At 68.4% G+C, this 15,220-nt stretch carries 4 protein-coding genes (1 of these 4 running past the window's edge); 3 read left to right on the top strand and 1 reads right to left on the bottom strand.

What is annotated here, in order from left to right:
• Window positions 1–510 precede the first annotated feature (510 nt).
• The 3 genes from ACYVLQ_RS06925 to ACYVLQ_RS06915 all read left to right on the top strand — a co-directional run bounded on the left by ACYVLQ_RS06925 (window position 511) and on the right by ACYVLQ_RS06915 (window position 4,327).
• Complete coding sequence (locus ACYVLQ_RS06925; protein ID WP_460696549.1) at window positions 511–1,632, top strand: hypothetical protein; 1,122 nt, start codon at window positions 511–513, stop codon at window positions 1,630–1,632.
• Window positions 1,629–2,438 carry a glycosyltransferase family 2 protein gene (locus ACYVLQ_RS06920; RefSeq protein WP_460696548.1) on the top strand — a complete coding sequence of 270 codons (810 nt, stop codon included), beginning with the start codon at window positions 1,629–1,631 and terminating at the stop codon, window positions 2,436–2,438. Before ACYVLQ_RS06925 ends, ACYVLQ_RS06920 begins: the two co-directional genes overlap by 4 nt.
• Window positions 2,439–2,524: 86 nt before the next feature.
• Entirely contained in the window at window positions 2,525–4,327 is a 1,803-nt protein-coding gene (locus ACYVLQ_RS06915) for a WXG100-like domain-containing protein (RefSeq protein WP_460696547.1), read from the top strand.
• Between the two features lie 179 nt (window positions 4,328–4,506).
• On the opposite strand, the gene ACYVLQ_RS06910 is transcribed toward ACYVLQ_RS06915, so the two are convergent.
• Window positions 4,507–15,220, bottom strand: the end of a protein-coding gene (locus ACYVLQ_RS06910) for a sigma-70 family RNA polymerase sigma factor (RefSeq protein WP_460696546.1). The gene runs 19,538 nt beyond the window's last position; the window shows 10,714 of its 30,252 coding nt (coding positions 19,539–30,252); the start codon falls outside the window, past its right edge; the stop codon is at window positions 4,507–4,509.

The raw sequence follows: 15,220 nt of genomic DNA, 5'->3' as shown, positions 1-15,220 counted from the left end.
CAGCGCTGGGGATAGCAGAGAATCGGGGTGTCCGGTGGATATATTGGCGTCGAAAAGTAGGGTGACACTGGCGATCATGTGTGCGAGGGCAACCGAACTCGGGGGCGACGCTTGCGAGCCATCAGGGCGTGAGAGCCGTTGAGTGGGAACCCGCTTGGTCCAGTCATCGCGAGGCTGAGCGCGCTTGGCCGAAGATTGGGCCCGGTTCTCCAGCGGGATTCGGGGAGTAGCTTCACCGCCCGCCTTCGCGGAGTAGTTCGAACCTCCAGCAGCCGAGACGAAGCCAATGCTTCGCTGGTCTCCGGCGATCAGGGCCCTGGCGGCGCCAGCGGCCCTGGGGTGGACTCGAGCCATCCGGACCGGACTCCGGGGGGTGGTGGCAGCGGCACCCAAGCATCCGGACCCAGTGGTGCGAGTGGTGCGAGTGGTGCGAGTGGTGCCAGCGGTTCGCGTGGTTCGCGTAGTCCGACTGGTGCCAGTGGTTCCTTCAAGGGGCTCAAGACTGCTGGCGTGGTTGCTGCCGCCGGCGTCGGCGGGTATTTCCTCGCCGACATGTTCGGCGGGGACGACGAATCCGGCGGTGGCCAGGCCGCGCCACCGCCCGGTGCCACCGGACCCGATTCGACCAAGCCCGATCCGACGAAGGTCGATCCGACGAAGGTCGATCCGCTGAAGGTCCATCCGGACAAACTCATTCCCGGGGTGTCTGGTGTGACCACTCCCGCCCCGATCGGACCCGGCTCGTCCACCCCGGGCTCGTCAGCTCCGGGCCCGGCTTATCCTGGTCCGTCTTCCCCCGGTCAGGCCAACCCGGCCAATCCGGCCCCGATCAATCCCGCTCCGATCAAACCGGAGCCCATCGATCCCGACCCGATCAAACCGGAGCCCGCCGATCCCGATCCTGCCGATCCCGCCGATCCGGACCCGGTCGATCCGGATCCCACCGACCCGCCCCCGGCCAGCCCACCGCCGACTTCCAGTCCTATCCCGGGTGGCGGTATGGGCGGCGGCATGGGAGCGCTCGGACCCGCCTTGGCCAACGCCGCCGCCATGGCCGCCGCTGCCGGGCCTGCTCTTGCCTCGGGACTCGGCGGGATGCTCGACGGCGGCGGTGGCGACCTGGGCTCCGACCTCGGCGCTCCTCCTGCCCCGGGTACTGGCGCCGATCAGGGCGTCGGTGTGGACTCGGGCAGCGGCTCGGGCGCTGGTGTGGACTCGGGCAGCGGCTCCGGTGCCGGTGCCGGTTCGGGCAGCGGTGATTCCGGCAGTGGTTCGGGCTCGGGTAGCGGTTCGGGCTCGGGTAGCGGTGCTGATTCGGGCAGTGGTTCGGGCTCGGGTAGCGGTTCGGGCGCCGATTCGCGTGGACATTCGGACTCGGGCACCGGCGGTGATCCGCGTGCGGGTTCGGACACGGGTGGTGACCCGGGCGCCGTTCGTGGCGCGGATACCGGTACCGATTCGAGCAGTGGCTCGGACAGTGGCTCCGGCACCGGCACCGATGCCGTCGAGACCAGCGACGCCACCCCCGCCACCGACCCCGCCACCGACGCCGACGCCACCCCCGCCACCGACGCCGGTTCCGGGTCCGGCACCGACGCCGCCACCACGAGCGAGGGTGGTGAGTTCCTGTGATCAGCGAGACGGGACGGAGGCCCCGCTATGCCGTGGTGACGCCCTATTTCGAGGAGTCGCGGGCACTGTTGCGCCGATGCATCGACAGTGTGCAGGCGCAGACCGTGGCGGTCGACCATATCCTCGTCGCCGACGGGGCGCCGCAGAGCTGGATCGACGCCGAAAACGTCCGGCACATTCGACTCGACCGGAACCACGGCGACTACGGCAATACCCCGCGCGGGATAGGCGCGATGCTGGCAATGAGTGAACAATTCGCCGGAATCGGTTTCCTCGATGCCGACAACTGGTTGGAACCCGGGCATATCGCCGCGTGCGAGGACGCCGCGCGCTGCGCCGCGCCGCGGGGGCGCGTCGATTACGTGATCGCCCGCCGATCGATGCGTCGTCTGGACGGCACGCCGCTGCCAGTGCAAGACGAACCGATCGACACCCATGTGGATACCAGCTGCCTTTTTCTACTCCCGGGCTCCTACGACATCATCCCGTATCTCGGCCGGATTCCCAGAACTCTCTCGGTGATCGGTGATCGGATCTTCTACGCCACTCTCCGGCATCACGGTCTGCGCGCCGCGGTGAACACCTCCGTGACGGTCAACTACCATTGCCTGTGGTCGGTGATCTACGAGGCGGCGGGCGAACAGCCACCTCCGGAGGCCAAACCGAACCCCCCGTGGGGAGACATCCGCGCATGGCTGGGCGCCCGATCACAGGGCGAGCGGCAGGCCATCCGGAGAATGTGCGGCACCGAGCGCTTCGACACGGCCGGAGCCGTGAGCCCGACCGGACTCCAGGGCGTGTGGTGATGGGGGCCAAGGGATTGCGCTGCTATCAGTCGGAGCCTGCGACGGAGGCTGTCCTCGCGTACTCGTACCGGACCTAGGCCGCGAACATGGGCGTCGAGGTGCCGCACGAAGTCGCGGCCTTCCTGAATTTCATGGGTGTCCCGTATCCGGACATCGACGAGGACCAGGTCCGCGAACTCGCGCGTCAGGTGCGGACTTACGCCGACAATGTGGCCAGCACCCACGAATCGGCGACCGGAGCCGTGCGGGATATGGGCTCGGTATATTCCGGCTACTCCTATGAGCAGTTGCTCGCGGCGTGGGGGCGCCGGAGCGCTGGCAATATGCAGGAGCTCGACCACGCGTGCAGGGTTGTGGCGCGGGCGCTGGATATCGCGGCCGAGGTGATCACCGCGGTGAAGATCGCGGTGCTGACCGCGCTCGCCGCACTGGCTGCCAGTTTCGCTTCGCTCATGGTGGTTACGGCAGCGACGGGCGGTCTTTCGGCGGCGTGGACGCTGGCGGTCCGGACCGCGGCGCAAAGGATTGTGTCCGCCATGGAAGACATGGTGATCGGGTATATCGCCGCCGAGGTGATCGGCAAGGCGATCGAACCCCTCGAGGATGCGGTCGAGCGCATGATCAACCGGACCGTCTACAACAAGGCGGCCGAGGAACTCGGGGGGCCGCCGTCGTCGTCTCCGCAGGAGCTTCGCATCGATCTCGACGAGGTGATGCGCTACGCCGATCTGCTCGACAAGTACGCCGACGATATGCTCGATCATTCGAGGCGGTTCGCGGAAAACATTGCGGTACTGAACTTCACCCGCTCCGACGGCATCGGGGAACCAACCCCGACAGACCAGGGCGCACCGACCGCACCACTGCCGGGCGCGCCCGGCCACGACAGTTCGCCGCAAAGACAGGCCGCGCCGCCGGGCGCGGCACCGCCCGCCTCTCCCGCGCCGCAGGTGCCGACCGACGCGGTCGCGGCCCCGCACCGATCCGAGGTCGACCGTCCGAGTGCGACGACACCGACGCAGGACGCCCCCGAGAAGTCCGATCGTGCGGCAGCTCCCTCGGAAAACAGTTCGGCCGCTGCGCAATCCGCGGATCGGACCGGTGCGGGAGGCCCCGCCGCCGACCGCGCGGCGGCGGCGCCCGCATCCATGACGGCGGACGGCGCCGCTCCGATGGGCGGCAGTGTTTCGGAGCGGGGAATGCCCGCCGGGCAGCACGCGCCGTCGGTCAGTGCACCGGTGGGTTCGGAAAACGTTGTACAGCAAGATAACCCGGCGTCGAACGCGCCGATGACGACCTCGGCTGCCCATGCCTCCGCTCTCTCCTCCGAGACGAACTCCCAGTCTCCCGGCCAGCAGCAAGGCGCCCCTCGGGGACAAGGCGGTCCCCAGGCGCAGACAGCCGCCCAACCTTCTCGCGGGTCGTCGCAGGCGTCCACACCCTGGCAGCGCGCCGGGCAGGGTACCCCGAAATCGGAACGGCGCGGTCCCGCGCGGCGTGTGGTCGCCCCGGCCGCGGAGCACAAGACCGGGGCGACCCCCTGGTCGAAGGGCGCCCGTCCCGCGGCCGAGGAAACCACCGCCGCCGAGCCCAAGGTATTCGCGCCGGAACCCGCCGAGCGCAAACGGGATACGACGAAAACCACCGGTCCCAAGGTGGTCGCCCCGGAGACCGGCGTTCCCAAGGTGGTCGCCCCGAAGACCACCGGCCCGGAACCAGCCGCGCCGGAGACCGGCGAACGGGAGACAGTCGCGCCGAAAAATGTTGAGCCCGAAGGAGTCCCAGTCGAGGGCGAGGCGTCCGAGGCGCGGCCTCGGGAATCGGCCGAACCGGAGCAGCGGTCAGGGACGCCCGAACAATCCGCCCGGCCCACAAGGCCCGTGCGATAGGTGGTCTCGCTTCCTCGCGCCTGGCGGCGGCATACCACCCGACCGGCCGGCCAGTGGCCAGCGGAGTCGTGGAGGTACCCGGTTCCGCCGGTGTGCGCGTACGTGTTCGTCCGACCAGAGCGTGAAGTCCAGCGACGGCCCGTCCGGGGGCTTCGGAATCAAAACTGCGACGTCGTCGATCAGGTAGACATGCCACGGATCCGCTCGAGCAACGGATCGTCGGGCGACGGCTGTGTTGCGACAGCGGTTGTGTCCGTGCTCGTTTCGGGGCCGGAGTCGAGGCGGCCGTGCAGGTACGCAGCGAGCTTGCGTGCCAGCACGCGACCCTCGCCGCGCACCGTGCCGAGCAGGTACCGGTCGATCACCCCGAGCATGTACTCGTCGACCGACCGGCTACCGAGCAGCGAATAGAGGCGGGCCGCAAGGTATCTGGTGCGCAGGTACTCGGGCGACTCGCGGTCGAAACTACGGCAACCGGGGAAGTGCAGCGCCGACCACAGGTCGTTCTTGAGGTGTTGCTCCCAGAACTCGTACTCCCCGGGCGAGAGGACCTTCCGCATCCGGGCGCGGTCTCCGTCGAGCATGGGTCTGCCCGACATGTAGGACATGGTCCCCCGCGCGATCGACAGCAGCTGCGGCAGTTCGTCGAGCGACGTGTCCCGGGCGAAACGCTGAGCCGGACTGGCCCGATCGATGGCTTCGTCGCTCGTGGGTTCCTCCGGTTCGCCCTCCGGCAGGGTCCGGAACTTCCAGACGGTGATTGTCCTGTCGCCCTGAATTCGCTTCTCCTGCCTGAACAACAGCGGCCCTGGGTCGGAAATGCCCAGCAGTTGTTCGGCTTTCAAACCGGTGGCGACGATCAACGCGAGCGTCAAGTAGATGGGGGAGCGTCGCAGCAGACGCTTCAGTTCGAAGAAATCCTTCTCGGTGAGTTCTGTGTCGCGCAGCTTGTCGAGATCGCCTTCGCGCAGCGCCCGGAACCATTCCCCGCGGTTGGCGACCCAATCCGGTCCGGAGGGTTCGGCGGCGTCGGGGATCGGCATGTCCTCGAGGTAGGCGAACGGGCGATTGCCGTCCACGTCGCGGTAGGTCAGCAGTTCGGCGATGAGCCGCTCGATCTCGGCGGCCGCCGCCGGAGCGAAGCCGTCGTTCAGTGCCCGGGTCCGGGTGGCTCGCCGACGTTCGGGATCGGCGAAGCGCAACGCCGGTCCGGGGCCCGCGGCGGACGGTCGATGGTCGGCGCGGCGGGCCTCGGTGCCACGGCCCCCGGTGATCAGGCCGATATTGTCCAGCGACTCGGTCGGCACCCGCGCCTCGGCCTCGGCGTAGGAGTTGTAGCCCTGGTGGACCTGGATACGCCTGCGGAACTCCGGTGTCTTCGGTGGCTCCGCGGTGACCCGGACCGCTCCCCAGGATGCCGTGGACGGATCCATCCCCAGCCCGCGGTTGACGATTCGGCCGCGCCCGCCGGGGGCGGCGGCGCCGAGCCAGGCGATGTGGTCACGGGTCGAGGTCAGCACGTAGACGTTCTCGGCTCCGATACCGAAGTCGGAGGCCCGGGTCATCGGCCCCGCGCCCGGGCAAGCCGTCAGCACCACCTGGTCGATCTCGTGGGCAAGCCGCATGTCCCGTCCCGCGTAGCACACGGTCGTGGCGCCGTAGCTGTGCCCGAGCAGGGTGTGCAGCCGCGGCGGGGCGATCCCCCGATGCTCGGCCAATGCCTCACGAGTAGCGTTGTAGGACACCGTATCTCGCGCGACGACATAACCGCCGGCCGCGGCGAACCGGTGATAGGCGGGGTCGAACGGGAGCACCGGCGCCGTTCCCCTCAGCAGCTTGGTCGGGTGCTCGTAGCCGATATCGATGATGGCCGCGACGGTGTCATCGCGCGCGTACCGCGAGGCCATGTCGTACTGCGCGCCCGCGAACGCGGATCGGTACAGCAGCGACCGCAGCGTGGTCCCGAAGCCGCCGACATGGCGGGTGACGTTCGTCGCCTCGTCGGCGTCACCGATGGAGACCGAGATCCGTCCGTTGCCGCCGTACTTCTGGGCGTCGTAGGCGAGCAACTGCACCGGCGGCGACCCCAATTCCGCTACGCGGCGGGCTATTTCGGCCAGCTGCTCCTGGGTTGTCTCGAGGTTTCGCAGATGATCGCACTCGGCGGCGGTGAGTTCGCGGTGTCCGAGGATGCGGTGCAACCGCGCGAGCTGCCGGGTGATCGACCGGCGATTGGCGTTATCGCGGACGGAGTACGGGACGCCGTCGGTATTGCCGATCAGCTCGGGATGCAGCGCCACCATCGCCGCCTGCTGCCCGGCGGACAGCGAAAACCACCAGCGCGCATTCGTTCTCGCACGGGCGCGGGCGGCGTCGACCACCACATCCGGGTCCACCCGCTCGACCAGCGACCTGAGCCTCGCGTGCTCCCCGAACTGCCGCCGCAGCGCGGCGAGCGCTCGCGCGGCGTCCCGCCGCTCCTGCCGGGTGGGGCGCGGATCCGCCGGAAGCGTCGAGTCGGCGTCGCCGAGGTCGATGGCGACGGGGGCGTCGGGACTCTCGGATCCGCGGGGTGTCCCGGTGCTGTCGAGGAGAACGACTCGCACCGAGGGTTCACCCGGCAACCGCGGCGCCGGTACATGATTGGCCAGGAGCAAGCCGGATGCGGGATCGCGTTGTTCGATGCGAACCCGTCCGTCCGGACAGTCGCGGCGGACCAGCAAACAGGTGCGCTCGTTCGCTCCGTCGCCGCGCGGCTGGACGACGAGGGCCATCGCGCCGTCTGCGCGCTCGCCGTAATGCCGGCCGGGCGGCCAGGTCCGCAGCAGCTTGTCGACCTCCCCGATATCGGAGTATGCGTGGACCCGGCCTCCGGTCACGGCGGCCAGCGTGTCGGCGGTTGTGCCCGCCCGATCCGGTTGCGCGGGTATCGTGATGTCGGCCCGCCCGGAGAGTGCCTGAAACTCTCGGACGAGCAACTGAACCTGTCGGTTCTCCGGCTCGACGGCGGCTTGCCACCGCACCCACCGCGCCAGGATCTCCGCCGGTGACGATTCGTCGCGGGTCACCATGAGCCAGTGCAAAATCCGAGCCGGATGGGTCAGCGGCAGCGATGATTCGAGCGCACCCGCGGTGGCTCCTTCCACCAGGCCCTCGACCGGATCGATGGTCTCGGTTTCGGGCCTCCCGTCATAGAACGCGTAGGCGGGAAGCTGAGCCAGCCAGGCAGGGAAACTCAAATCCTCCGGGATGAGGCCGTGGGCGTGGTACAGCCGATAGGCCGCACGCAGGATCGCCGGAGCCTGGTCGTGCAGAATCCAGTCGCTGTTGCCCGCCACCGCGTGCAGGAACTCATGGTGTGTGGTCTGGGAGACGATGTCCAGGTTCGACTTGGCATAGACATGGTTGTCGACGCGTTCCGCCCATTTGCGCGGTGTGTCCGGGTCGGTGAAGATCTTGGTGCTTATCGTGATGGTCGCGTAATGGTCTTGGGAGTCGGCGGTGGTACTGCCGAACGAATCTGTTCGGCCGAAGTCCTGGGGCACGTCGCGGAAGCCGATGGCCCGCGACGCGAAGCGTCCGCCGTATTCGGCGATCAATGCGCGAAGCGTCCGGTCGACCGATTCGACCGCCGGCAGCGGGACGACCGGAATATCCCAGCCCAGCAGGCGAATGTGGTGATCCTCGTACAGCTTGCGCGCGATACGTGCCTTGGCCTCGAGTGCGCTCGTCGGCGGAGATTCGGCGCTCGCGCCGTCGGGCTCGACTGGTGCCGGGTCATCGAAGCGTGCCCAGACCTCGCCCCACTGTTCGACGCCCGACCGGGTGGCGGCGCCGAGCGGTGATCGGACGTCGGCACCGATATGGTCGTGGCTGAACAAGGGGACATGCCAAACGAGCGTTTCGATGGTGGGCCCGCGCTCGGGCCGGTATTGATCGACCGCGAGCGCCACATGCAGCGATCGGATCCCGGCCTGCTGTGTCATCCGCAGTGTGAGCCGCGCCCGCATACCGTCCAAGGCAATCTGCTCATCGGTCCGAGAGACGTTGGCTCGCTGTAACGCGTCGGTGTAGTCCGTCATGTATGCGACCGCGTTGCGCCCTGCGGCGCGCACCAGCTCGACCGCTGCGTCGATCTGACCCGTGTCCCGCCAGCCTCGCCCGCGCATCATCTCGCCGACGGCGGCCGCCACGGCATCCACGTCTTCCGCGGTCTGCAGGCCGTCCGATGCGAAGAATGGATGGATGTCGAGGGTCAGATCCGAATCCAGGTACCCGGCAGGTTCGGGCAGGCCGTGTATCGCGGCCGCGGCGGCCTCGTCCGGGAACGTGCCCCAACGGGGCTCCGGATGTCGCGCCGATGGATCGTCATGCGCCCCCGGCGGGTTGCCCCATTCGCCCGGGGCTTGTGGCTCGGGATCTCCGGGGTCGTCGAGTTGTATCGCGACGGGGTCCGCGCGGTTACCGGACGGTTCGATCGGCTCCACACCCGTCTCGGTCATGACCACGATGCCGCGTCGCTGCTGCGTCCATCCGAGTTCGGTGGCGGCCGCTCGAACTCGTTCGGTCGTCTCGGGATTCACTGCGGCGCGTTCGTTGAGTACGCGATCGGCCTGTGCCTTGCTGACCCCCGCCCGAGCGGCGACGTCGGCGAGCGTCACTCGCCCGAGTTGTCCTCGGCTCAGCAGCCGCGACACCACCTCGGGTGGGAGTTCCGCGGCCAGCACATGCGCTATCCGATACAGCGCGCCCTTGACGGTGCTCTGGCCCTTGCCGGTCGCCTCCGCGACGTCGACTTGCGAGATGCCTTGCACCAGATACAGGTCGGCGTATTCCCACTCGGTACTCGAGAGCTGGGAGTAGCAGGGCTCCAGCACCTGCGGGTAGTGCGCCGCGATCGCCTCGATCAGGAACAGCGCCGAACCGTCGGTGAGTAGTTTGCCCGTGGACAACAGCGTCGCCAGCCGTGGTGCGGCGGCCTGTCGCAGCGCGGCGACCCGAGACGGGGAGATCCCCAGCGCCTCCGCCTTCTCCTCGACGGTCAGCTCGTCGGAGTACACGAGGGCGCCGCCTGCTCGCAGGTCCGGCGGGAGCTGACCGATGCATTCCGCCAGTGCCTCCGGCGAGGCTGCCTGGATGATACGGAATGCCCTGCCGCGGCGCGGATAATCGGCGGTCCCGTCGTGCACCGCTGGAACCGGGGATTTCTCGTCGGGCTGATCCACCACGACGCCGGGACGCTTACTCGACCATCCGAGCCGATCGGCCTCCGTCCGGATCCGCAGCTCCGTCTTCGGATCGGCGTGGCCGCCGCCGAGCACGCGCCGCGCTGTCCCCACGGTCACTCCGGCCCGAGCGGCGATGTCCTCCAGCGTCACGCGGCGCAGTGGGCCCGCCCTCATGTAGCGCCGCACCAGTGTGGACGGAAGTTCTCCCGCCGAGACGTGGGCGATTCGCCGCAGTAGTTTGTTGACCGTCGTCTGCTGAATGCCGCGCGCGTTCGCTATGTCATGTGTCGAAAGGCCCTGTGTCAGATACTGGTCGGCATACCATTGCTGGAGTGGAGTGAGTCCGGGGAGGCACGCGGCCAGCACCTGCGGGTCGTGCGCGTGGACTGCCTCCACGAGCAGAAGTTCCCAATTCTCCGACAGGAGCATCGCTGCCAACAGGTCGGCGATGTCGTGTTGGCGTTGCTGCACCGAGTTGGATGGGCGCCCCAATCGCTCCGCGGCGCGGGGGATGGACTCTCCCTCCAGAAGCAGCAGGGTCGCCACATTCTGATCACCCTGGGAGAGGAATGGGATCAGACGTTTCAATTGGGACTTCGGTGTCGCGCGGACGAGCTGCAACGCCATACCGCGTTGCTGGTACGGCACCCGCGTGTGATCTGTGCGCACCACGGGGACCGGCGAATTCGACGTCTGCTCGTCGCCGTGGGCGACGATTCCGGTGCGCCCGCGCCGCACACCGAGGCGCCTAGCGGATGCCTGTACCTGTTCGATTGTCTCGGGCCCGGCATCTCGATGGCCGGCGAGAACTCGCTTGACGGTCGCAATGCTCACCCCGGTCTCCCGGGCGACATCCGCCTGGGTGGCCCGCCGCAGCGCGCCACCGCTCAGGTACCGCTCCACCACCTCCGGTGACAGTGCCGCGGCCATTCGTCGCGCGGTTCGGTGCAGCACGCGGCGAACCCGTTTCGGCTGCCAGCCCAGCGTCGCGGCGATCTCGGGCACGGTCCGACCCTGCTCGAAGTACGACTCGAAACATGTGCGCTCGTATTCGGTGGTCGATCTCGCGGCCGATGCCAGCAGATCTCGGTCATGCGCCCAGACCGCCTCGGCCAGCAGCAATATCGCTTCATCGGTGGGTCCACCCGGGTGCGGCGTAGCGGGCGTCTTCGCCGAATGGGGATGGGACAACGACTTCGATACGTTGCGTACAGCGCTGTGCAGTTGTTTCCGGACAGCGTGTTGTTCGCGTCCGGTGGTGGCCACGATGTCGGCGAGCGGTTGTCCCATGAACCAGCGGACGAAGCATTCGCGTTGACCGGGGCGAAGGCGGCGGACCATCGTGCCGAGCGCTTCGGGTCGTGCGTGGTGGGCGGCCCGGATCGCCGCGACGTCGGCGTCCAGGGTGTCATCATCCACCGCGAGCCCCGCACCCCCCTCGGCAAGCGCGGCGGTGAGTCCCTGGTTGCCCGCGCGGAGGGCGGCCAGTGCCCTGGTAAGCGGGCCGTATCGCGCCAGTTCCACGGCGAACTTCTCGCCCTGCTCGGCTCGTGCGCGGGCGATCAGCTGCCGTACGTCCCGCGTTGCGGACCCGAGACGAGCGGCCACCTCCTCCGGAGTAAGACCCTCGATCTCGGTGAGCCAGAGGACCTTTCGTTGTTGTTCGGGGGATTCGGTCTGGGACAACGACTTCGACACATCGCGTAGCGCGTTGTGCAGTCGCTTCCGGACCGCGTGCTGCTTGCGTCCGGTGGCGGCCGCTATGTCGGCCAGCGGTTGTCCCATGAACCAGCGGACGAAGTATTCGCATGGGCCGGGGCGTAGCCGCCGCACGAAGGCGCCGAGCGCTTCGGGTTGTTCGCGGTGCGCCGCGCGAATCGTCGCGACGTCCGTGGCCAGGTCGTCGTCTACGGGCGCGAGGGTCGCGCCGCCCGCGGTGAGTGCCGCGGTGAGTCCTTCGTTTCCGGCGGCGAGCGCGTCGAGCGCTGTGACCAATGGACCGTACCGTGGCATCTGCGCGGCGAATTTTCCCCCGAGTTCCCTACGCGCGCGGGCGATCAGGCGCTTCGCCTCGTGTGGAGTGGATCCCAGGTGCGCGGCCAGCTCATCCGCGGAACAACCTTCGACGGCGGTGAGCCAGAGCGCCGTGCGCAGCTGCTCCGGCAGCGACTCGAATGCCAGCCCTATCGGGGTGTCCTCCGAGATCTCCGGCGCCGGGGCGCCGCCCAGCTGGATCCTGTCGAGTTTCGCCATATCGTCGGTGGGAAAATGCCGGTCGGCACGAGCGCTGGTCGTGTATGCCCGGTGGCGCACGGCCGTTCGCAGATATGCGCCGAAGCTGTCCAGCCTGTCACCTCGCCGGATGATGACGAGCAATTCGGCGAAAATGTCGGCCACCACGTCCTCGGCGGTGGCTCGGTCACCGAGGATCTCCAGTGCGGTAGCTATCCCCAGCCCGTAATACCGCTGGTACAGCTCGTCGAAGGCGTCGTGGTCGCCCGCGCGGACGGCGGCGAGCCGCTCCTGATCACCCAGGCGTTCCCGCCGCCACCGCCCGGGGATGCCCGCCGCGTCCCGCGCTTCGTTTGTCAGGTGATTCGGGGGCGGCTCGGCATGCGAGATCTGCTGAACGACGCGCTTTTCCAGCCTGGCGACAGTGCTCCGGTGGCAGCCCAGCTCCTTGGCGATCTGCGGCCAGGTTCGCCCACGCTGGAAGCGAAGCTGGAAGTACCTGCGCTCGGTGGGGCGCAGCCACCCGGCCCGTTCCTCCAGCACGGCGATATCGGTGTCGCCGAAATGCTGTCGCCGCATCGCGGTCGCTCGCGTTTCGTTTGTTTCCAGATCCAGGCCATCGGCCGGTTGCAGTTTGCGAGTGACCCGCTGATCGAGCCCTTCGACATGGTGCTGGGAGCTGCCCGAGTCGGCGGCTATGGCCTTGAAAGTGTGCCCTTCTACGAAATGTCGGCGAAAGTACTCCGCCTCTTCTTCGGTGAGCGTATCGACTCTCCGCAGCAAGTCGACGCCCTTCATGGGCCCGAAATGCTTGGCCCGCAACGCCGCTGCCTTGATCTCGGCGGCGGGTCGCGCGACGAGACCTTCCCCGTGCATGTTCCGGCCGAGGGCGGCCTCCATTCCCCGGACTTGCTTCTCGGTGCGGCCCAGCGCGTCAGCGATCCGGGTGAGCGTCCAGCCGCGGCGGAAGCGCAGCTCGTAATACCGACGGTCATCGTCACTATCGAGCAGATCCCGAACCAGGACGTAGTCGAAGGCGGTGACGCGGCTCCGATCGATCTCGGCCTGCGTCTCCGGTTGGGTCCGTGACGATCTGGCCGTCTCCGTGAGCGTCTGCAGCAGTTGCTCGATCGCGAATTCGTCCGTACTCGCCGGCGAGGTCGGCGACCCGGTGCGCGGATCAGCTCGGCGGGGATCGAGTCCGAGCCAGAACCGGTGCTGCAGCCACCTGCGGTGCGCCAGCGGCAATCGCGTCCATCCGGCTTCGAACGCCGATATCGACAGCTCCGCGGTCATGATGCCATCGAGTTCGGGGCCGCCGGCGTCGCGGAGAACCTTGAGAACGCCGGCCCTGATCTCGTGGAAGAACCGGTGCCGGAACGCATTATCCGCGACCGTGCGCAACCACCGAACGACGTCCTCGCCCTCGGTGTCGGGCCATCCTTGCCTATCGGCGAGCCGGAAGGCATCGCCGTTGATCTCCTCTGCCAGCTGCCCCAATCGCTCACCGACCGAGTCCCGCGGGGGATTGGGCACCTTCAGCCGCTGCCGCAGATAGTGCAGGAGATCGGCCTCGTAGTCGCCGCGCTGATCCGCGGCCGGAGGTGCCCCGCGGCGGGGCGATGAGTTGCCGGTGATCGGTCCGTCGTCCGACTCCTCGACGCCGAGATCGATCGCGACGGGACCGTCGGATATCGTGCGCCGCCCAGCCTCGAGCATTTCGTTCCGGTTCGTGACATTCAGCTTGACCGCGATGCGCGCCCGGCATGCGATGACGGCGGGCTCCGGCATCCCGAGCCGCTGCCCGATATCGGTGTTCCGCATGCCGGTCGCAACCAGTCGCAGAATCCGTTCCTCACGGTCGGACAGCGCACCGCCGACCGTGACGTCGAGGTGCGGCAAGGCCATCGCCACCAGGGCCGCCCGGCTCTCGGTACCTAGGCTGTCCTTGATTTTGCGGTAGTAGCGGCCGACGGTGTGTTCCTCCGCGCCGAGCACCGCCGCGATCGCCCGGTTCGACATCCCCTTCGCGGTCATGGCGAGGAGGTCCTGCTGCAGGTCATCCGCCGCGTTCGCCGGGGCTTCCGCGGAGTCGCCGCGGGGCTCGACGATCCCCAGGCGAATGGCTACGGCCGCTAGTTCCGCGCGATTGTTCGTCCCGAACGTGGTGTGCAGGCGATTGAGATAGACGTTGACCGTACCCGGGGTCAGGCGGCGGATCGCGGCGATCTCCTTGTTGCTCATACCTTCGGCGACCAACTCCAACAGGTGGACATCCCGCTCGGTGGGTGCGTAGCGCTCGAGTATCTCGAGCTCCCGCTCCGACGGCGCGAGCGCTTCACCGGGCCGGTCCGTCGCGGGCGCCAGGAATGCGGCAGCGCGAGCGGTTTCCAGATCCGTCCCCGCGGGCTCGTCGGTGGTCGCTACGGCGAGCCTTGCGTCATGGCGGGACGACGCGCTCGCCGGGTCCGGGGTGGTCGGCCGACTGCGGCCGAGTAGCCGTCGCTGTTCGGCTATCGCGGCGATATCCGATCGACGGCCGTTGGTGCCGAGTTTGACGTGGATTCGTTCGACGCGATAGCGCACGACACCCTCGGATACGCCGGTCGCCCGCGCGATTTTCCTGTCGCTCAGGCCCTGCGCGAGCAGCTCGACAATCGCGGTCTCGAGTTCGGTCAGTCCGCTGGCGCCCAACGATACCGTCCACGGGCTCGGCCGCGTGCGTGGTTGCGACGAGGGCGCCAGCAGTTCCGCCAACCGGCGCGCGGCGGCGGCTTCCCGAACTTCGGGGTCGGCGGCAACGTTGCGAGCCAATTCCCGGGCGGCCTCCCGGAGTCCCTTGGACGCGGTCGCGGGAACCGGGGCGGGATGGGCTCTCTGCGCGCGGGTCGGCCGGAACAGGTGCAGCTGATCGCGATTAGTGACCGCGAGACCTTGGAGTTGGCGCCGCACCACGAAGGTGGGCGCCTCGGCGACCCGATCCCCGAAGCCCGCGTCGAGCGCCAGGAAATGCTGGATCCGGCGCCAGAAATCGGTGAGGGCGCGGTGCTCGGCCACTACGTTTCGGCCGACGATACCGAGCACCCACTCCTCGATGCCGTGCTTGCCGATCTGTCCGATTCGGGCGATAGCAGTCGCACACACCTCGTCGACAATCACCGCTGCACTCGGTTCGCCCACAGCGCGCGCCGACAGGTGAAAAAGCCTGCTGCCGAATCGTTCTCGAACCAGGGCAACGGCTTGTTCCCGATTCCCGTCCGCTATGTGCCGGTCGATCAGTCGGTGAAACCGTTCCGGGGCACCGTGTGCGTCCGGGCTGTCGGGATCGTCGAGAGCCACGGCGACGGGGTCGGGGGAGGGCGCGCGCCGTGCGTTGTCGGCGGCCCTGGCATCGGCGGCGTTGCCGACCGCATGACGTGCCCGGATCGCCGCG

The organism is Nocardia thraciensis (assembly GCF_054782435.1).
The sequence above is the reverse complement of the archived record's forward strand: the minus strand, read 5'-3'. Positions and strand labels throughout refer to the sequence as shown.

Bases quoted from the DNA above. Each gene is read 5' to 3' on its own strand.
- ACYVLQ_RS06915 (WP_460696547.1), top strand. From the start codon at position 2,525: ATGGGCGTCGAGGTGCCGCACGAAGTCGCGGCCTTCCTGAATTTCATG.